Source organism: Rhodococcus sp. G-MC3 (assembly GCF_030063335.1).
Classification (GTDB): domain Bacteria; phylum Actinomycetota; class Actinomycetes; order Mycobacteriales; family Mycobacteriaceae; genus Rhodococcoides.
This window is the reverse complement of sequence record NZ_JASISW010000006.1, coordinates 176,640-196,041: the sequence shown is the minus strand read 5'-3', so window position 1 is coordinate 196,041 and position 19,402 is coordinate 176,640. Positions and strand designations below refer to the sequence as shown.

Genomic DNA, 19,402 nt, shown 5'->3' with positions numbered 1-19,402 from the left:
CGATACTCGCGCGGCTACGATCGCTGTGATGCTGCACGATGAGGGTGGAGACGGGAAGCCGATCCTTCTGCTGCACGGCTTGATGGGCAGTGGTCGGACGTGGCGGCGACAGGTGCCGTGGCTGCGCGCGTTCGGGCATGTGTACACCTATGACGCTCCGGGGCATGGACGTCCAACCCCCGCGTCCCTCACCACCGAGGCCTTCGTCGAGGATCTGGCGATCCACGCCGAGAAAATCGGCCGGGCAACCGTCGTCGGGCATTCGATGGGGTCGCTGCACGGATGGTGCCTCGCGGCAGCGCGACCGGATCTCGTCGGCGCGCTCGTGGTGGAGGACATCGCACCGGATTTTCGTGGCCGAACCGCCGACGGCTGGGCAGAGATGATCAGGGGTTGGCCGCAGCCGTTCGTCACCGAGGACGCGGTGCTGGCTTTCTTCGGTGAAGTGGCGGGACGGTACTTTCTGGATTCGTTCGTACGCCGTGACGACGGTTTTCACCTGCACGGCGATGTGTCCACATTCGAGGCAATTTCGTCGGAGTGGGGCACCCGGCACTTCTGGGACGAGTGGGAACGCGTCCAGGTGCCGAGTCTGCTGATCGAGGGTGAGTTCGGGATCACACCTGAAGGGCAGATGGCCGAGATGCGTGCGCGAAACCCCAAGTCGACCTACGTGCGAGTCTCCGGCGCCGCGCATCTGGTGCACGACGAGCAGCCGGAGCGGTATCGGGCAGCGGTGTCGGAGTTCCTCACACCACTACGATGACGCGAATGTCGCTGGCGAAGATCAACGGAATCGAAATCAACTTCGACGTCAAGGGAACCGGACCTCACGTCGTCATGGTGATGGGGACCGGGAGTCAGGGCAGGGTCTGGCAGGCCCATCAGGTGCCCGCTCTGGTGAAAGCCGGATATCAGGTCGTGACGTTCGACAACCGCGGAATCGCGCCGTCCTCGGAGTGCGCCGACGGAATGACTCTCGACGACCTCGTTGCGGACACGGCAGCGCTCATCGAGCACCTCGGCGGGATGCGTGCGCGAGTGGTCGGTACGTCGATGGGTTCGAGAGTGACTCAGGAGTTGGCGCTTGCGCGCCCTGATCTGGTGTCGCACGCGGTCATGATGGCGACCTATGGGCGTTCGTCGACGATGCAGAAGGCATGGTCGCGGGCGGAACGCGATCTGTACGACGCCGACATCACGCTGCCGGCTTCGTACCGGGCAGCGATGACCGCGATGAACAATTTCTCACCCGCAACGCTGCGGAACGAGCAAGCCATCGGTGATTGGTTGGCAATCCTCGAGTTCTCGGCTGGGCAGCGTTCCGCAGGCCGACGCGCACAGATCGGACTCGAGATGCGCGCCGGTTCGGAGAGGCTGACGGCGTATCGCAAGATCACGGCCAAGTCGATGGTCATCGGATTCGCCGACGACCGCCTGATTCCAGTTCATCTGAGTCGTGAAGTAGCGCAGGCAATTCCGGGCGCGCGGTACGAGGAGGTCGCCGACACCGGGCACTTCGGCTACCTCGAACGTCCTGAAATGATCAATGAACTGCTCGTCGACTTTCTGCGCTGACCTGCCCGTGCGCGTTTAGGTACACGGGACTGTCGTTTACCGCTCACCGTGCGCTGACCTGCCCGTGCGCGTTTAGGTACACAGGACTGTCATCAAACACGCACGGGCGGCGAAGCCGCGTCACCCTCCCCGGCGAGCGCGAAAAGTCCTGATTCGGTCTGCTCGACCAGTCCGTCGAGCAGCAACGAGTGGAGTGCACGGTCGCGCTGGCCCGGATCGCTCAGCCAGACGACGTCGAGCGTGGCGCGCTCGACGGGCCCCTCGCTCTCGCGCAACACCGACATCAACTTTCCGCGCACCTGACGGTCGGTCCCGGCGAACTTCTGGACCTTCTTGGCCGGACCGGTGTACGCGGGGCGACCCGCTTCGATCCACGAGCACTCCGGGAGCGGGCACAACAGGCACGCCGGATTTTTCGCGGTGCAGATCAACGCGCCGAGTTCCATCAGGGCGGCCGAGTAGCGGGCAGCTCGCGCGGTGGTTCGGGGGAGCAGCGCCTCGACGTCGGCAAGATCTCGGGTGGTCGAAGGATTACCTGGTTCCGCCGCGCCGTGCACGGCCCTCGCGACGACTCGTCGCACATTGGTGTCGACGACAGGAACCCGTTGCCCATAGGCGAAGCATGCAACGGCGCGAGCGGTGTAGGCGCCGATGCCGGGCAGCCCGAGCAGTGTGTCCACATCCTGCGGAACCACGTCGCCGTGCTCGGCAGCAAGAACGCCTGCGCACATGTGCAACCGCAGTGCTCTTCGCGGATAGCCGAGTTTGCCCCATGCACGCAGCACCTCGGCTTGCGAAGACGCGGCCATCTTCGACGGCACCGGCCAACGCTCCACCCATTGTTCCCAGATCGGGGCGACGCGCGATACCGGCGTCTGTTGGAGCATGATCTCGCTCATCAGAATCTGCCACCCCGTGACGCCCGGACGTCGCCACGGCAGATCACGCTCCTCGGAGTCGAACCATCCGAGCAGTCGTACTGTGTCGATCGGCACGTGTCTGTTTCAGCCTTTCCCAAGAACCCGAATCGCTGGTAGCCGAGGGGCCGGGCACAGAACTCATATGCCTGTAGCACGCGGAGCGCATACCTGCGGCACAATGACGTCATGCCTGCAACGAATCCCTTATCGGCGTGGAAGTCTCTCAAAGAGGGTAACCAGCGCTTCGTCGCCGGCGAATCCCAGCACCCCAGCCAGGGAATCGCCGATCGTGAACGCCTCACCGAAGGTCAGCATCCGATCGCGGTTCTGTTCGGTTGCGCGGACTCCCGAGTCGCCGCCGAGATCATTTTCGACCAGGGGCTCGGCGACATGTTCGTGGTCCGAACGGCCGGGCACACCATCGACTCCGCAGTGTTGGGCTCGATCGAGTACGGCGTTGCCGTTCTAGGTGTGCCGCTGATCGTCGTTCTGGGTCACGACAAGTGTGGGGCCGTCAAGGCCACGATCGATGCACTGGATACCGGCGACCTCCCCGGCGGCTATATCCGCGACGTCGTCGAGCGAGTGACCCCTTCGGTTCTGTCCGCGCGCCGAGACGGCTATTCGGCCGTCGACGAGTTCGAGGCACGCCACGTACAGGAGACCGGCGATCTGCTCATGCAGCGCTCGCGGATCATCGCCGACAAGGTCGAGGCGGGTGAGGTCGCGATCGTCGGCTTGACCTACGCGCTTGCCGAGGGAAATGCCCGGTTGCGCGAGGTCATCGGCGACATCGGCGAACTTCCCTGAGCCGAGGTTCGATCAAGGTCGCGACACGCCGCATGCGCTTGGGGAGATAGCTCGCTGCTGGCCATTACGGTTGTTCTGTGTTGGAACCAAGCGGGCCTTTGCCTCCCGAAATCTACTGGCGTCGTCGCGCACTCGCCATCGGTGCGGCCGTGGTCGTGCTCGGTTTGATCGTGTGGTTCATCAGCTCGCTCGGTGGCGGAAACGACGACCAGCAGGCCGAGCCGGCTGGTGTCGTATCGGCGGTGCCGACTACGACAGCGGCACCCAGTTCGTCCTCGCAGTCTCAGAGTGCGGGTGCGTCGGAAGGCGGATCGGGTGGATCCGGTGGATCCGGTGGTTCTTCGGGTGGCACCACGGGCAGCAGCACAAGTTCCAGTGCGGCGACGAGCGGCGCGCCCGCATCCGGTTCCCCCGTCGCGGCGAACCAGTGCGCGGATCAGAGCCTTGCGGTAAAAGCCACGCCGGACAAGGCGACTTATCGTGTCGGTGAAGAGCCAGGCTTCACCGTCGTGATCACCAACATCAGCTCGTCAGAATGCCAGCGCGACGTCGGTGCAGGCCTCCAGCAGGCTCTGGTCTACACCCTCGACGACCAGCGCATCTGGTCCAACACGGACTGCTTCCCTGACGCTCAGTCCGATCTGCGCACCTTCAAGCCCGGCGAGCAGGCCGGCTTCACGGTGAAGTGGTCCGGGACCAACTCGGTTCCCGGCTGTGCAGACGCGCGTGTCCCCGTTGGTGCCGGTTCGTACAAGGTGATCGCTCAGCTCGGTGAACTTCGTAGCGCGCCGGAGCCCTTCAACATGACCAGCTAGTTCCCCGCTTCAGGGCCGCAGGGCTAGTCGAACGGGCCGGCAATGGACGATTCAGCGAGCCGCGAGAGCCCTTCTCGGATGTGCCGCGCCCAGAGCCCGCCGATACCTTCGACCGACTGCAGATCGGCGGCGGTAGCGGCGAGTAGGCCCTGCAATGTTCCGAACGAGCCCACCAGTCGGTGGATCTGGCTGAATTGCAGCCGGGGAACACGGGTGAGGACGCGGTAGCCTCTGGGACTCATCGGGGTGTCGAGCGCCTCGATGGTGGCGGGGTAGCCGAATGCCCGAGCGAGGGTCGTGAGATCAAGCAGATCGACGTCGGTGAGCTTGTCGAGCGCGCCGAGGGCCTTCTCGACGGCAGCTGTTCCCGCAGGTTCGGTGCCTGCGAGGTAGTCGCGCACGACGAGTTGACGATCGACGTCGTTGTCACCCAGCAATTCCTCTAGCTGCAGTGCGAGTTGCCTTCCATCGGTACCGAGTTCGAGGACGTTCTGCTCGATTTCCACCGACACCCGGCGCACCATCTCCAGCCGCTGGGCGACGGTGAGCGCATCGCGCAGCGTCACGAAATCCTCGATCTCGACGACGGATAGTTGGCGGGTGTTGTCGTCGAGGCGGGCTTTGTAGCGTTCGAGTGTCGCGATGGCCTGGTTGGCGCGCGACTGAATGGTTGCCGATCCTTCGACGACGTGTCTGATGCCTGCAACGTAGACGCTGACGATGCTCATGGATTGACTGACCGATACCACCGGATAGCCGGTCTGCATCGCGGTTCGCTCGGCGGCTCGGTGACGGGTGCCGGATTCGACGGTCGGGATCTTGTGATCGGGAACGAGTTGCACGTTGGAGCGGACAATCCGATTTCCGTCGGTGGAGAGGACTATGGCGCCGTCCATCTTCGACAGTTCACGCAGGCGTGTCGGAGCGAACTCGACGTCCAATTCGAATCCGCCGTCACTGATGGCCTCGACCTCGTCGTCGTACCCGAGAACGATGAGGCCACCGGTTCGGCCGCGGAGAATGCGCTCGAGACCGTCACGCAAAGCAGTTCCCGGTGCGAGACGCGCGATGGTTTCGCGAAGTGCGGGGGACGTGGCATCGCCACGGGCGTCATCCATGTTCGTCCCCTTGTTCTTTCCGAAGCTGGCGGTTCTGTGCGCGATCACTTGGCGCTCGCCAGGTAGAGGTTACTGGAGCGACGTCACTTGGCGCGCGTACGTACGTAACTGAGTGCTTCGGACAAATTGGAGACCGTCTTGACCGTCATGCCCGCAGGAATGGTGTCGTCGTGCTCCGGAGTCACCGCGTAGCTGAATCCGAGTCGTGCAGCCTCAGCCAGACGCCGCCCTAGACCGGCGACTCGCCGTACCTCTCCGGCGAGACCCACCTCGCCGAGAATGACGACGCCGGCAGGTAGGGGCCGATCGTCGACGGCCGATGCGAGGGCGGCGGCGAGCGCCAGATCCACTGCGGGCTCGGTGGTTTTCATTCCGCCCACAGTCGAGGCGTACACCTCGTTCTTGGCGATCTTGACGCCACACCGACGTTCCAACACGGCAAGAATCATCGCCACGCGTGCCGAGTCGAGGCCGCTGACGGCACGGCGCGGAGTCGGCATCTGCGTGTCGACGACAAGTGCCTGCACTTCGGCCAGCAATGGCCTCTTGCCGTCCATGGTGACCGTGACCGCTGTCCCGGGTACAGGGTCGGTGCGGTGGTGCAGGAACAGTCCGGACGGATCGGAGATGCCGTGGATGCCGGTCTCGCGCAGTTCGAAACAGCCGACCTCGTCGGATGAACCGAAGCGGTTCTTGATGCCGCGGATCATTCGCAACGTGGTGTGTTTGTCGCCCTCGAAGTGCAGGACGACGTCCACGAGGTGTTCGAGCGAACGGGGCCCGGCGACGGCGCCGTCCTTGGTGACGTGGCCGATGAGCAACACGGCGACACCTGTCGTTTTCGCCAACGAGGTGAGTGCGCTGGTAATCGCCCTTACCTGGGTGACTCCGCCGATGACGCCGTCGACGTCGGCGGCGAGCATGGTCTGTACGGAGTCGACGATCAGCAGGCTCGGCTTCACGTGCTCGACGTGACCGAAGACCGTTGCCAGGTCCGACTCGGCTGCGAGGTACACCCGCTCGTGCACGGCGCCGGTACGGTCTGCGCGGAGCCGAACCTGCCCGGCCGATTCCTCACCGGTGATGTAGAGCGCGCGGCGATCCTCACCGGTACGTGCCCACTGATGTACCACCTCGAGAAGTAGCGTCGATTTGCCGACGCCGGGTTCACCCGCGAGAAGGACCACGGACCCGGGCACGAGTCCTCCGCCGAGGACCCGGTCGAACTCGGGAATTCCCGTGGAGTTCGCTCGAGAGGTGGAGCTACTTACCTGTGTGATAGCGGTGGCAGGAGATGTTGGAACCATCGCCGACGTCGCCGACCTCGTGTTGCCCGCACCGAGCCCGGACGCGCCCGCTCGATTGGCCACGGGCGCGAGAATGTGGACTTCGTCCATCGATCCCCAGCTACTGCATTCGGGACAGCGACCCACCCATTTGGCCACAGTGTGCATGCACGCCGAACAGCGGTAGTTCGACTTCGTTTTGGCCACTCGATGAAGCTAGCTGCAGGTACCGACAGAAACGTCAGTTGTTGCCTTCCGCGCCTTCTTCGACCTGAGTTTCGACGACGCTCTGCTCCTCGCCGTGGGCCTCGGCTTCGATGGGGGACTTGTCGGAAACATCGCGGGGAAGAACGTGGCCCGCATCGACGGGAACGTTGACCTCGACGTCGCCGGCCTTCTCGAAAGTGAAGGTGATCGGAACCGTCAGGCCGGGACGGACCTCTTCGCCGATGCCGTTGAGTTCGACGAGGATGAACTGCAATGGGATGCCTGGATCGTCGACCTGGTTGTCGATGGGGGCGCCTGCGCCGAGTGCCGTCAGAGGGGCGATCTCGGTACCGCCCGCCTCGTCGCCGACGGCGATCGAGGACGCTGCCGTCGTCGAGATGCGGGTGAGGGTGTCGGCGGTGTCCGGGCTGTTGTTCACCGCGAGGAAGCCGAGTTCGACCTTGCCTCCCGGCTCGATCGAGTATTCCTCGGACTGGGGATAGACAACGTGGACGTTGCGCAGTGAGATGTCGCCGGCGTCGGCGAAGTTTCCATTGACGGCCGCAACCTGAGCGGCGGTCTGAGAGATCTGTCCTGCGCTGCATGCGCTCAGCACGAGTACGCTGCCCGCGGCGATGGCGACAGCGGATGCCAGTCGGCGGGTCTTTCGGTTCGCAGTCGCAGCAATGATCGCAGTCACGGGTCGTCCTCCAGTTGTGGCCGGTGAGTGGACAGGGCGGAATCCTCTGCCTCGGCGAGCAGATCCGTCTGGTCCACTAGGCAGAGTAGTAGTGAGGGCCCGCTGATGGATCGCGGGGGCTCGAAACGGTGCACTCGATTGTGCCCTTATCGGCGTGTTGACCGGCGTTTCGTGTCGTGTGCGCCACAGCGTCCACAGACGTTTTCCACCTGCCTCCACGGGTGGCGGATACACGTTCCCCGGCCCGTGTCAACCCCTGCAGAGACGGCGTTATGCCCCTGACCTGCGCCGTTGATCTGAGCGCGTGGTATTCTGGGTAAATCGAAAGGGGCATGGGACACATGATTTTCAAGGTCGGAGAAACCGTCGTTTACCCCCATCACGGAGCGGCGCTGATCGAAGCGATAGAAACCCGCACCATCAAGGGCGAAGCGAGAGAGTACCTGGTTCTCAAAGTCGCTCAAGGCGACCTTACCGTTCGAGTTCCTGCAGACAACGCCGAGTACGTCGGAGTTCGTGACGTAGTCGGGCAAGAGGGTCTGGACAAGGTTTTTCAGGTGCTTCGCGCACCGCACACCGAGGAGCCGACCAACTGGTCGCGTCGCTACAAGGCAAATCTCGAGAAGCTCGCTTCCGGTGATGTCAACAAGGTCGCCGAGGTCGTTCGTGACCTGTGGCGTCGTGAGCAGGATCGTGGCCTCTCGGCAGGCGAGAAGCGCATGCTCGCCAAGGCCCGTCAGATTCTCGTCGGAGAGCTCGCTCTCGCCGAAGGAACGGACGAGGCCAAGGCCGACATCATTCTCGACGAAGTTCTTGCTGCAGCTTCATAAGTGACCGGTTCCAACGCAGGCCCCGTCGTCGCGCTCGTTCCGGCGGCGGGACAAGGCCTCAGGCTTCTGCGCGGCGAACCGAAGGCATTCGTGAAAGTGGGGGGTACAACCCTCCTGCAACGTTCGGTCGACGGACTGACATCGTCAGGTGCTGTCGACCGAATTGTTGTCATGGTGCCTCCGGATCTGGTCGCGCACACACGGGATCTGTTGGATCCCGAGATCGTTGTGGTGCAGGGTGCTTCCGAGCGCACGGAGTCTGTTCGGCTCGGGTTGGCTGCTGCCGGTGACGCCTCGATTGTGCTGGTGCACGATGCTGCGCGTGCTCTGACCCCTCCCTCTCTGATAGCTCGTGTGGTTGCCGAGGTTCGAGCGGGGCGCGGTGCCGTCGTGCCTGCCCTCTCGGTGACCGACACCATCAAAGCCGTCGACATCATGGGAGCCGTCGTAGGCACGCCCGACCGAAGTTCGCTGCGGGCCGTTCAGACACCCCAGGGCTTTCGGGCCGACCTGCTGAGACGGGCGTACGCCGCTGCGTCGGACATAGCTACCGACGACGCCGGTTTGGTCGAGCGACTCGGCGAGACGGTACATACCATCGTCGGCGACACACTCGCCTTCAAGATCACCACTCCGTACGACCTTCTTCTTGCGGAGGCAATCTCGAGTGGTCAGGAGCTGTCGTGAGGGTGGGTATCGGAACAGACGTTCACCCGATCCAAGTAGGCAGGCCGTGCTGGCTGGCAGGGCTGCTGTTCGAGGATGCGGACGGCCTGGAGGGGCACTCCGACGGAGACGTCGCCGCGCATGCCCTGTGTGACGCACTGCTCTCGGCGGCAGGACTGGGCGACCTCGGCTCGGTCTTTGGGACGGGTCGTCCCGAGTGGGACGGCGTCAGCGGTAGCGCGATGCTGACCGAAGTACGCAGGTTGCTGACCGAGAACGGTTTCGGGGTCGGCAACGCCGCTGTCCAGGTCATCGGCAACAGGCCCAAGATCGGGCCGAGGCGGATCGAGGCGCAAAAGGTGTTGTCGGCGGTGCTCGGCGCCCCGGTTTCGGTGTCCGCGACCACCACGGACGGATTGGGATTGACGGGCCGAGGCGAAGGAATCGCCGCTGTTGCGACAGCACTTGTCGTGACGGAGTAAAAGCCCCGGTAACATGGCTTGTCGTGACCCTTCACCTATACGACACCGAGACGAGGGCCTTGCGGGAATTCACCCCCTTGGTCGCCGGCCATGCATCGGTGTACCTCTGTGGGGCAACGGTCCAGGGTGAGCCGCACATCGGCCACGTGCGCAGTGGAGTCGCCTTCGATGTCCTGCGACGCTGGTTGCTGGCCCATGACGTCGATGTCGCCTTCGTCCGCAACGTCACCGATATCGACGACAAGATCCTGAACAAGGCACGCGATGCAGGCCGGCCATGGTGGGAATGGGCTGCGACGTTCGAGCGGTCATTCACCTGGGCGTACGACAAGCTCGGTGTCCTACCGCCGTCCGCGGAGCCTCGCGCTACAGGTCACATCACGCAGATGGTCGAACTCATCGACCGGCTGATCGAGTCCGGTCATGCCTACGCGGCTGCGGGCGACGTCTATTTCGACGTGATGAGCTTCCCGAGTTACGGTGCGCTGTCGGGGCACAAACTCGATGACGTCCATCAGGGCGAGAGCATTGCCGAAGGCAAGCGAGACCCGCGCGATTTCACACTGTGGAAAGCAGCGAAGCCCGACGAGCCGTCGTGGCCGACTCCGTGGGGCCGCGGCAGGCCCGGATGGCACCTCGAATGCTCGGCCATGGCCGAGGCTTACCTCGGCGCGGAGTTCGACATCCATTGCGGCGGTTTGGATCTGGTGTTTCCGCACCACGAGAACGAACGCGCTCAGAGCATGGCGGCCGGCGACGGCTTCTCGCGGTACTGGCTGCACAACGGCTGGGTCACCATGGGTGGCGAAAAGATGTCGAAATCACTCGGCAACGTGTTGTCGGTGCCCAATGTACTCAAAGGCGTTCGGCCGCAAGAACTTCGGTACTACCTCGGTAGTGCGCACTACCGGTCGATGCTCGAGTACTCGGACACAGCGCTGCAGACCGCGGCGGTGACGTACCGAGGTATCGAAGGATTCGTCAAGCGCACCGTCGAACGCGGCGGCGACGTTCCGCTCGGCACCTGGACCGAGGGGTTCGCGTCAGCGCTCGACGACGATCTCGGCGTTCCGAAAGCACTCGCCGAAGTACACGCCACCGTGAAAGCGGGCAACAGTGCGCTAGAGAGCGGCAGGTTGACCGAGGCGGTGGGGCACGCATCTCAGGTGCGCGCGATGCTGTCGATTCTCGGCGTCGACCCGCTCGATCCGCATTGGGCCGCCGAGGGCGGTGACGACGGTGCCGTCCTGGGCGCGCTCGGTGTGCTCGTCGACGCCGAACTGCAGGGCCGCGCGCAGGCAAAGGTGGACAAGGATTGGGCGGCCGCGGATGCGATCAGAGATCGCCTCTCCAAGGCCGGGATAGACGTGACAGACACCCCCAACGGACCCGAATGGTCCGTCGGGGCAACCAGTAGTACCGACGAAGCAGGGCAGTGATGGCAGGCAATTCCAGTAGGCGCGGCGCAGTTCGCAAAACGGGCACCAAGAAGGGACAGGTCGCCGGTTCCGGCGGTAATCGCCGCCGGGGTCTCGAAGGACGCGGCGCGACGCCTCCCGCCGAGGAGCGCACCAAACATGCCGCGTCCAGGCGCGCCAAGATGGCCGACAAGTCGGCTCAGAAGCATGGCGGACGTCCGGGAACCACCGGCGGCCGGGTCGCCAGTCGCAAGAACGACGACGCACCTGAGGTCGTACTGGGCCGCAACCCCGTCGTCGAATGTCTTCGTGCCGGAGTGCCGGCGACGGCGCTGTGGGTTGCTGTCGGAACCGACAGCGACGAGCGTCTGAAGGAAAGCGTCCAGCGCGCGGCCGATGCCGGTATCTCGATTCTCGAAGTTCCGCGCAACGACCTGGACAGGCTCAGCGCGAACGGTCTGCACCAGGGAGTGGCGCTCCAAGTGCCGCCGTACCGCTACGCACATCCCGATGATCTGATCGGTGCTGCTCGGGCTCATCAGGAACCGGCACTGCTGGTAGCCCTCGACAACATCACCGACCCACGGAACCTCGGCGCCGTCGTGCGCTCGGTTGCTGCGTTCGGTGGCCACGGCGTCGTGATCCCGCAGCGGCGTAGCGCGAGCGTGTCGGCGGTTGCATGGCGCACCAGCGCCGGTGCTGCGGCCCGGCTGCAGGTTGCACGAGCAACCAACTTGACTCGCACACTGAAGGATTGGCAGACCAAGGGTGTCATGATCGTCGGACTCGACGCCGATGGCGACACCACGCTCGACGATTTCGACGGCTCAGGTCCCATTGCCGTCGTCGTCGGATCCGAGGGCAAAGGATTGTCCCGATTGGTGCGCGAGACCTGCGATTCGATTCTGTCGATCCCGATGGCAGGACCGGTCGAGTCGCTCAACGCATCGGTGGCGGCGGGCGTCGTGCTGGCCGATATCGCCAGGCAACGACGGGCCTAGTGTGGCTCTGCCACCTGGGTGCGTCTGGAGACAGCTGGTCGTGATCAATCACTCACGGGTGTCGAGCGGAGCGCCCTGATTCGGCTCACAGGGGTATGGGGCAGTCAGGTGGCTCCGCTTGGGGAGCAGGAGCGGAGTGGCGAGCAGGAGAACGCCCGCGACGCCGATTGCCGCGAGAGTGCCGGTGAGTGTCGCGAGTACGCCCCACATCACCATCGACGTTGCCTGTAGGAGTCTGCTGCTGACGGTCCATGTGCTGAGGACTCGCGCAACGTGGTCGGGCGGGGTGCGCTGCAGACGTTCGGTGGCGTAGATCGGGTTGAAGACACCCATGCACGTGATCAGAAGTCCCTCGACGATGATCACGGTGACGAGTCCGGGCACTCCGGGCTGGACGAACACGAGACCGACCAGTGGAAGCGAGCGCAGCCAGCCGGACGTCGTCATGACCCGATAGCGGCCGTACCGCTTCACCAGAGGGCTCGACAGGCGGGCACCGACGAAACCGCCGAGTGCCGGGATGCCGAAGGCAAGACCGTACCGCAGCGCTGAGAAGTGGTACTCGCCGAGCAGCAGGACAGCCAGGATCGGGTTGGTGGCCATGATCAATCCGCCGACCAGGACCGAGTTGAAGAACAGCCGCCGCAGGACTGGGTCCCGGTGGATGAACCGCCATCCGGCGAGAAGATCGAGTCTGCGTGCCCCGGAGTGCACTTCATCACGAGGAGAGGCCACGTCGCCGCCCCGGATGCACAAGATCCCGGCTGCGGACAGCAGGTAGCTCAGGGCATTGGCAACGATGGTCACGACAGGGCCGAGCAGTGCGATGAGCGCGCCGCCGAGCGGTGGGCCTGCGGCTGTCGCCACCCAGCTGGTGCTCTCGAATCTTCCGTTCGCGACGAGCAATCGATCGCCGCGCACGAGGTATTTCAGGTACGCACCGGACGCGGCGGTGAAGGCGATGCTTGCGGTTCCCGAGACAACGGAGACAATCAACAGTTGACCGTAGGACAGAACGTCCAACAGATATGCGACTGGAACACTCGCCATTGCGAGGAACCGAACCAGGTCCATCCAGATCATCACCGTCCGCTTCGCCCGGTGCTCGACCCACGGCCCAAGGGGGAACGCGACTATCGCCGCGACAGCAAGCCCGGCAGCCTCGAGGACGGCGACGTCGATGGCCGTCGCGTGCAGCACGTAGACCGCGACGAAGGGGAACGCTCCGAAGGCCATCCACGTTCCGTACGTGCTGACGGCGTAGGCCGACCAGAGCCAGGCGAAATCGCGGCTTCGCCGCCCGTGAGCGGACAGTGACAGCCGCGTGTACTCAAACACGCACGGGCGCGAAGCGCACCTTCTCACCCGGCCGCAGCTGGCCGAGACGAGCGAGGTCGTCACTACGCACCACCCCGACCACCGGGTAACCGCCGGTTACCGGGTGGTCGACGAGGAAGAGAACGGGCTTGCCGTCGGGAGGTACCTGTAGCGCTCCGGACACCATTCCCTCACTGGGAAGCTCGCCGCTTCCTGATCGCTCCAGCCCCTGCTGACCGTCGAGTCGGACGCCGACACGATTGGAGTCGGGGTTCACGGTCCATTCCTGGGTGAAGAGGACGGTGGGGTCGAGGAACCAGTCCTCCCGGGGGCCGAGCATGACCTGAATTCTGTCGGCGACCGTTGGCGGCGGAATCTGGTGCACCAGAGGCCAATCGGATGCATCGTCCCCGATCGGTAGAGAGCTACCGGCCTCGACAGGAGCTGGACCGAGCCCTGACAGGGTATCGGTGGATCTACTGCCGAGAACCGGTTCGACGCCGACACCGCCCCGGACCGCAAGGTAGGTGCGAAGGCCGGATGCGGGCGTTCCAACAGTCAGCTCGTCTCCGTCGGAAAGAACTATCGTGCAGTATGTTCCGTCGGCGACGCCATTGACGGTAATCGAGCATTCAGCGCCGGTGACGGCGACGACGGTTCGTCCGTGCGCCCGGATTCGTAAACCGCCCATCGTCGCTTCCAGTGTTGCGGCTTCGACCGCGTTGCCTACCAACCTGTTCGCCGCGTCGTGCGCCGAGGCATCGGCGGCGCCCGATCGGCCGACGCCAATGGCGGAATATCCTGGTCGACCACGATCTTGAACGGTGCACAACGGTCCGGGGGAGACGATCTCCAGCGAGTTCATCGCCGCTCGAATCGAATGGTTGTCCCCGGTGTCAGGAGGGCGGGTGGGTTTCGTCGGGCGTCCCAGAGGACGGCATCGGTCGTCCCGATCAGCTGCCAACCGCCCGGCGAACTGCGCGGATAGATGCCCGAGAATTCGCCCGCGAGGCCGACAGAACCCGCGGGGACCGTCGTACGCGGTCTCTTGCGTCGTGGCACGTGCAGGCGATCGTCGGTGCCCACGAGGTAGCCGAAGCCCGGTGCGAATCCGCCGAAGGCGACGGTCCAGGTCTGCTCGGTATGCGCTGAAATAACCTCTGCGACAGTGAGTCCTGCACTATCGGCGACGTCGCGCAGGTCCTCGCCCGTGTAGTTGACCGGGATGACCTGGGGGTCGGCATCTGCTGCTGACACCGTCGAAGCAGGTTGAATCGATCGGACCCAGGCCAGCACTGGATCCCGATCGCCGGTGTGGCGGACGAGGATCGTGCGTGCTGCGGGGACCAGATCGAGGGCTTCGTCTATCGGAGCGTCGACCATCGCGCGATAGAAGCTCATTGTCTCGGCCAGGTCCGAATATTCGACCAGGATGGCGCGATCTCCCGAATCATGGACGATCATCAGACGAAGGCGGTGATATCGATGTCGTTGTCGGACAGTATTTTCCGTACCGTCTGTGCCATGTCCACCGCACCCGGTGAATCGCCGTGCACACACACCGAATCCGCCGTGACGTCGACGGTGGAGCCATCGATCGCCTTGATGGTTCCATCCTGCACAAGCCTCAGTACCCGTGCAGCAACGACTGTGGGATCCGAGAGCACGGCACCGTCGGTTCGCCGCGAGACCAAGTCGCCGGAGGGTGTGTAGGCGCGGTCGGCGAACGCTTCGGCGACAGTGCGCAGTCCGGCGGCCCGAGCCTCCTCGAGAAACACCGAACCCGGCAGGCCGAGGACCGGCAACGTCGGGTCGTAGGTGTGCACGGCCTCGATGACGGCGAGAGCCTGCTCGCGGTGCGTCACTATGGCGTTGTACAGCGCGCCGTGCGGCTTCACGTATGCGATGGCGGATCCCGCCGCCTGCGCGAGCCCGTCGAGAGCGCCCATCTGGTACAGCACGTCGGCCGTGAGATCTGCGGGTTCGATGTCGATGAATCGTCGGCCGAATCCGGCCAGATCGCGGTAACCGACCTGAGCGCCGATGCGGACGGCGTTCTCCGCCGCGGCCCGGCAGGTGTCGAGGATGGTGCGGGGGTCGCCTGCATGGAATCCGCATGCGATGTTGGCGCTCGTGACGATCGACAGCATGGCGTCGTCGTTGCCGAGCTTCCACGTGCCGAAGCTCTCGCCGAGGTCTGAGTTCAAGTCGATGGAAGTCATCGACTACGAGTTTAGGCGAGGCGAGGCGGGACAGGAGTGGAGCCTGCGGAATGACCAGATCAGACCAGAACGCGGCCCGAGTTGGCCTTCCGACGAGAACCGACGGCGCGGCAGAGCAGGTAGATGACGAACGAGATGGTGGTGACGAATGTCGACACCGGCACGCCCGGGGCGAGTGAGAGCAGGATGCCGCCGACGGCGGCGGTTTCGGCGAACAGAATTGACAGCAACGTTGCTTTGAACGGGCTCGCGGTGATGCGGGCGGCGGCGGCGGCGGGGGTGATGAGAAGTGAGAGCACCAGAAGTGCTCCGACGATCTGCACGCCGAGTGCGCAGGCGACGCCGACGAGTACCGCGAACACGATGGACAGTCCGCGTACGGGAACGCCTCTCGCGAGCGCGACCTCGGGATCGGTGCTGGCGAACAGCAATGGTCGGTACACGATCGCCAATACGATCAACACGACTACTGCGCAGATCAGCAGAAGTTGAAGCCCGCTTTGCCCGACGCCCACGATTTGGCCGATCAGCAGCGAGAAACTGGTCCCGGTGCGCCCGGGATAAAGCCAGATGAACAAGACCGACAGGCCGAGGCCGAACGACATGATTACTCCGATGACGGAGTCGCGATCACGCGCCTTCGATCCCAGCAGCGCGAACATGACCGCGGCAACCACCGAGCCGATGATCGCACCGAGCCCGACCGTGACGCCGACGAGCAACGCCGCCGACGCGCCGGTCAGAGATAGCTCGCTGGAACCGTGGACAGCGAACGCCCATTGACGGCTGACGATCAGCGGACCGAGTGCACCTGCGAGCAGACCAAGGATTGCGGCTGCAACGAGTGCTTGCTGGACGAAGTCGTAATTCAGCAGATTTGCCGTCGTGCTGAAGTCGAACATCTTGGAGAAGGCGTCGATGACCTTGTCGTTCATGCCGGGCTCGTTCCTGAGGAATCTGGAGTCGGGGGGTGATGAGCGCCTGCCGTGCCCAGAGCATCGATGGAGTCGCCCGTACCAACGACGATGAGTCTGCCGCGGACTTTCAGTACCTCGACCTCGGTGCCGTAGAGCTCGGACAGAACGTCGGTGGTCATCACCTCGGCCGGTGTGCCGATGCGGAACTTGCCGTCGACGATGTAAACGATGCGGTCGACGAGGGGGAGGATCGGGTTGATCTCGTGGGTGACGAACAAAACCGCGGTGTCGTGCTCACGCCGTCGGCGGTCGATGAGGCTCGAGACGAGACGCTGGTTCGCGAGATCGAGGCTGAGCAGAGGCTCGTCGCACAGCAGCACTGTCGGATCCCCGACGAGAGCTTGCGCGATGCGCAGTCGCTGCTGCTCGCCGCCGGACATGGTCCCGACGGGTGCTCCGGCGAAGGAGTTGGCATCTACCTGGTCGATTGCGGCTTGCACGATGCGCTTGCGCTCGCGCATGCCGCGGAGCCCGACGCCCCACTTGTGACCGTCCCACCCGAGCCCGACGAGGTCACGCCCGCGAAGTGGGAGGCCGTCGTCGATGCTGCGTTGCTGCGGGATGTATCCGACACCGGACTGCCCACGTCGCACGGGTTCTCCGGCGATGGTGGCAGTGCCGGATGTCAGGTTGTTCTGAGCGAGCAGGACCTTCAGAAGTGAGGTCTTGCCCGAGCCGTTGGGCCCGAGGATCGCCACGAACTCACCGCGCGCAATGGTGAGATCGAGGCTCTGCCACAGGGTGCGCTCACCGAACGCCAAACCGGCGTCGCGCAGTTCTACAGCAGACATGACCTATAGCTTTCCAGCAATCGTTTTTCAGGATGCCGTGAGGGCAGCTTCGAGATCCTGCGCTGCCTTGGTCTGCCACTCGATGTAGGTCATTCCGTCGGGGAGGGTTTCGGTGACCTCGACGACGGGGACTCCGGCGGCGTCGGCCGTCGAGCGGATGTCCTGGGTGACGGAATCCTCGGTCTGGATGTTGTAGACGAGTGCCCGGACGGACTTCGAGGTGAACAGGTCGCGTGTCGCCGCGATCGACGCCGGTGAAGGATCGTTTCCTTCTTCGATGGCGTCCTTGAAGTCCTCGGGGGTCTTGTCGTCGAGGCCCGACTCTTCGATGAGGTAGTGCGCGATCGGTTCGGTCTGTGCGACCGGCGCGCCCGCGTGCTCGGCGGCGATCTTTGTGGTCACGTCGGTGATGTCGTGGATCTGATCGTGAAAGGTTTCGGCGTTGGCCGTGTACTGCGCGGCGTTGTCAGGGTCCAGCTCTCCGAGCTTCTCGGCGATGGATTCTGCTGTGGCAGCGGTAACTTCGGCGTTGTACCAGACGTGCTCGTTGACTTCGCCGTGACTGTGTTCGTCGGCTGCAGGCTCGGCAGCGGTGGTCGATTCAGCGGCATCGTCATGGCCTGCATCGTCGTGGCTTGCATCGAGAAGATCGAACGCGTTGACCGACGGCACATTCTTCGCTTCGGTGCCGAGGATGTCGTGGATGAACTCGTCGTAGCCGCCGCCGTTGTAGACGACGAGGGACGCCTCGGAGACCTCGGCGGCATCGCCGGCGGACGCCTCGTACGAGTGCGGGTCGGCCGACGGGTCGGCGATGATCGATTTCACCTGGGCGAGGTTGCCCGCGACTGCCTCGGCGACGCTGCCCCAGACGTTCGTCGAAGCGACAATCGTGATCGGGCCGTCGACCGCGGTGGCGGGAGCAGACGAACCGGTCGTCTCGTCGTCGGAGCTGCACGCGCTCAGTGTCAGAGCTGCGGCGCAGGTCAGGCCTATGAGGGTGGTGGTGGTACGAGAGAAAGGCATGCGGTGGGCACTCCTTGGAGTGAAAGGCTAGAAGCTATTGAAAACCGTTACCGTTGTACTCTAGCGCTGGCGATGCCTTCGATCCAATCGGGCACAGCGCGCTCGATTTTCGAACTGACGTGCTTTGCGACTAACGTCCGGGTATGTCCAGGTCGACGGAACCGCGACGCCCCGCAACGTTGGCGTCCATCGCCGCCGAGTTGAAGGTGTCTCGCACCACGGTGTCGAATGCCTACAACCGGCCTGACCAGTTGTCTCCAGAACTACGCGAACGTGTGCTCATGGCCGCCAAGCGTCGCGGGTACGCAGGCCCCGATCCTGTGGCGCGTTCGCTGCGTACGCGCAAGGCCGGCGCTGTCGGACTCGTCTTGACGGAAGCACTCAGTTACTCGTTCCGTGACCCAGCCGCCATGGCGTTCCTCGCCGGTCTCGCCGAATCCTGCGAAGCGGCAGGCCAAGGGTTGCTCCTCATTCCAGCGGGGCCCGATCGCGACGACACCGCCGCAGCAGCCGTCGTCCAGCAGGCGGGCGTCGACGGGTTCGTCGTCTACTCCGTGGCCGACGACGACCCGTATCTGCAGGCGGTGCGCGAGAGACACCTGCCCATCGTCATCTGCGATCAGCCCCGCGGAGTTCCCGAAGCGGCACTCGTTGCCATCGACGACCGGACGGCGATGATGCAGCTCGCCACGCAGGTCATCGAACTCGGACACGAACACATCGCAATGCTCTGCATGCGTCTCGGACGTGACCGGCGCGACGGAGTGGTACCTCCCCGCCGTCTGGAGACGAGCCATTTCCACGTCCAACGCGAGCGAATCGCCGGAGTCAAGGATGCGATGACCGAGGCAGGCCTCGATCCAGATTCGTTGACCGTCGTCGAACGGTTCGAGCACACCCGCCGCTCCGGACATTCGGCAGCAGCGCAGGCGTTGCAGGCGAATCGCGAGACGACGGCGCTGCTGTGCACCACCGATGTCCTCGCGCTCGGTGCCCTCAACTTTGCGAAGGTCACCGGCATCGATGTGCCGGGTCAGCTGACCGTCACCGGCTTCGATGGCGTCGACGACGCGATCCGCGAGAACGTCACCACGGTCCGGCAGGATGCCGAGGAAAAGGGCAGGCGTGCAGGGTCTTTGCTGATGTCCACGGCGCGGTCGGGTGTTGTTGCGTCGGAGTTCATGCCCACCGAGGTTGTCAAGGGGCGCACTGCGGGTCCGCCGCCGGTTCGGTAGGTT

General features: G+C 64.3%; 21 protein-coding genes. 10 read left to right on the top strand and 11 right to left on the bottom strand.

Going from position 1 to position 19,402, the window contains the following annotated elements:
• The first annotated feature begins 28 nt into the window (after positions 1–28).
• On the top strand, positions 29–766 hold the full coding sequence (locus QMK17_RS08720) for an alpha/beta fold hydrolase (RefSeq protein WP_283508305.1): 738 nt from the start codon (positions 29–31) through the stop codon (positions 764–766).
• A complete protein-coding gene (locus QMK17_RS08715) occupies positions 763–1,578 on the top strand; it encodes an alpha/beta fold hydrolase (protein ID WP_283508304.1) in 816 nt (271 codons plus the stop codon). Before QMK17_RS08720 ends, QMK17_RS08715 begins: the two co-directional genes overlap by 4 nt.
• A 92-nt stretch (positions 1,579–1,670) precedes the next feature.
• Here the strand turns inward: QMK17_RS08715 and QMK17_RS08710 are convergent, their stop codons facing one another.
• Positions 1,671–2,573, bottom strand: coding sequence for an A/G-specific adenine glycosylase (locus tag QMK17_RS08710; protein ID WP_283508302.1), 903 nt, complete (start codon positions 2,571–2,573; stop codon positions 1,671–1,673).
• A 111-nt stretch (positions 2,574–2,684) separates the two neighbouring features.
• Between QMK17_RS08710 and QMK17_RS08705 the strand changes: the two genes are divergently transcribed.
• Together QMK17_RS08705 and QMK17_RS08700 are read left to right on the top strand one after the other, a co-directional pair.
• A complete protein-coding gene (locus QMK17_RS08705; protein ID WP_283508300.1) occupies positions 2,685–3,308 on the top strand; it encodes a carbonic anhydrase in 624 nt (207 codons plus the stop codon).
• 77 nt (positions 3,309–3,385) lie between these two features.
• Positions 3,386–4,123: a hypothetical protein gene (locus QMK17_RS08700; protein WP_283508299.1), complete on the top strand. Its 738-nt coding sequence runs from the start codon at positions 3,386–3,388 to the stop codon at positions 4,121–4,123.
• 23 nt (positions 4,124–4,146) lie between these two features.
• On the opposite strand, the gene disA is transcribed toward QMK17_RS08700, so the two are convergent.
• From disA to QMK17_RS08685, 3 genes are all read right to left on the bottom strand, one after another.
• A complete protein-coding gene (gene disA, locus QMK17_RS08695; RefSeq protein WP_283508298.1) occupies positions 4,147–5,241 on the bottom strand; it encodes a DNA integrity scanning diadenylate cyclase DisA in 1,095 nt (364 codons plus the stop codon).
• Positions 5,242–5,324: 83 nt separating this feature from the next.
• Entirely contained in the window at positions 5,325–6,734 is a 1,410-nt protein-coding gene (gene radA / locus QMK17_RS08690; RefSeq protein ID WP_283508296.1) for a DNA repair protein RadA, read from the bottom strand.
• A 34-nt stretch (positions 6,735–6,768) separates the two neighbouring features.
• On the bottom strand, positions 6,769–7,434 hold the full coding sequence (locus QMK17_RS08685) for a hypothetical protein (RefSeq protein WP_283508294.1): 666 nt from the start codon (positions 7,432–7,434) through the stop codon (positions 6,769–6,771).
• A gap of 341 nt (positions 7,435–7,775) precedes the next feature.
• On the opposite strand from QMK17_RS08685, the gene QMK17_RS08680 reads away from it, so the two are divergent.
• The 5 genes from QMK17_RS08680 to rlmB are packed head-to-tail and all read left to right on the top strand — an operon-like array spanning position 7,776 to position 11,831.
• The gene (locus tag QMK17_RS08680; RefSeq protein WP_283508293.1) at positions 7,776–8,264 is read left to right on the top strand and encodes a CarD family transcriptional regulator; all 489 of its coding nucleotides are present in this window, start codon (positions 7,776–7,778) and stop codon (positions 8,262–8,264) included.
• Positions 8,265–8,951, top strand: coding sequence for a 2-C-methyl-D-erythritol 4-phosphate cytidylyltransferase (ispD, locus tag QMK17_RS08675; RefSeq protein WP_283508291.1), 687 nt, complete (start codon positions 8,265–8,267; stop codon positions 8,949–8,951).
• Positions 8,948–9,412: a 2-C-methyl-D-erythritol 2,4-cyclodiphosphate synthase gene (ispF, locus tag QMK17_RS08670; RefSeq protein ID WP_283508290.1), complete on the top strand. Its 465-nt coding sequence runs from the start codon at positions 8,948–8,950 to the stop codon at positions 9,410–9,412. The genes ispD and ispF overlap by 4 nt, the downstream gene beginning before the upstream one ends.
• A gap of 23 nt (positions 9,413–9,435) precedes the next feature.
• Entirely contained in the window at positions 9,436–10,851 is a 1,416-nt protein-coding gene (gene cysS / locus QMK17_RS08665; RefSeq protein ID WP_283508288.1) for a cysteine--tRNA ligase, read from the top strand.
• Entirely contained in the window at positions 10,851–11,831 is a 981-nt protein-coding gene (rlmB, locus tag QMK17_RS08660) for a 23S rRNA (guanosine(2251)-2'-O)-methyltransferase RlmB (RefSeq protein ID WP_283508286.1), read from the top strand. Before cysS ends, rlmB begins: the two co-directional genes overlap by 1 nt.
• Positions 11,832–11,879: 48 nt before the next feature.
• Here the strand turns inward: rlmB and QMK17_RS08655 are convergent, their stop codons facing one another.
• The 7 genes from QMK17_RS08655 to QMK17_RS08625 are packed head-to-tail and all read right to left on the bottom strand — an operon-like array spanning position 11,880 to position 18,164.
• Positions 11,880–13,169 (bottom strand): MFS transporter, encoded by a 1,290-nt coding sequence (locus QMK17_RS08655; protein ID WP_336620138.1) that lies wholly within the window; start codon positions 13,167–13,169, stop codon positions 11,880–11,882.
• The gene (locus QMK17_RS08650) at positions 13,162–14,013 is read right to left on the bottom strand and encodes a biotin-dependent carboxyltransferase family protein (RefSeq protein WP_283508284.1); all 852 of its coding nucleotides are present in this window, start codon (positions 14,011–14,013) and stop codon (positions 13,162–13,164) included. The genes QMK17_RS08655 and QMK17_RS08650 overlap by 8 nt, the downstream gene beginning before the upstream one ends.
• A complete protein-coding gene (locus QMK17_RS08645) occupies positions 14,010–14,612 on the bottom strand; it encodes a 5-oxoprolinase subunit B family protein (RefSeq protein ID WP_283508283.1) in 603 nt (200 codons plus the stop codon). Before QMK17_RS08645 ends, QMK17_RS08650 begins: the two co-directional genes overlap by 4 nt.
• Positions 14,612–15,370, bottom strand: coding sequence for a LamB/YcsF family protein (locus QMK17_RS08640; protein ID WP_283508281.1), 759 nt, complete (start codon positions 15,368–15,370; stop codon positions 14,612–14,614). Before QMK17_RS08640 ends, QMK17_RS08645 begins: the two co-directional genes overlap by 1 nt.
• A 59-nt stretch (positions 15,371–15,429) precedes the next feature.
• A complete protein-coding gene (locus QMK17_RS08635) occupies positions 15,430–16,305 on the bottom strand; it encodes a metal ABC transporter permease (RefSeq protein WP_283508279.1) in 876 nt (291 codons plus the stop codon).
• Positions 16,302–17,138 (bottom strand): metal ABC transporter ATP-binding protein, encoded by an 837-nt coding sequence (locus tag QMK17_RS08630; RefSeq protein ID WP_283508277.1) that lies wholly within the window; start codon positions 17,136–17,138, stop codon positions 16,302–16,304. The genes QMK17_RS08635 and QMK17_RS08630 overlap by 4 nt, the downstream gene beginning before the upstream one ends.
• A gap of 27 nt (positions 17,139–17,165) precedes the next feature.
• Positions 17,166–18,164: a metal ABC transporter solute-binding protein, Zn/Mn family gene (locus QMK17_RS08625; RefSeq protein ID WP_283508275.1), complete on the bottom strand. Its 999-nt coding sequence runs from the start codon at positions 18,162–18,164 to the stop codon at positions 17,166–17,168.
• Between the two features lie 143 nt (positions 18,165–18,307).
• Here QMK17_RS08625 and QMK17_RS08620 point away from each other — a divergent pair, with 143 nt between their 5' ends.
• Positions 18,308–19,399 carry a LacI family DNA-binding transcriptional regulator gene (locus QMK17_RS08620; RefSeq protein ID WP_283508274.1) on the top strand — a complete coding sequence of 364 codons (1,092 nt, stop codon included), beginning with the start codon at positions 18,308–18,310 and terminating at the stop codon, positions 19,397–19,399.
• Positions 19,400–19,402: the final 3 nt, after the last annotated feature.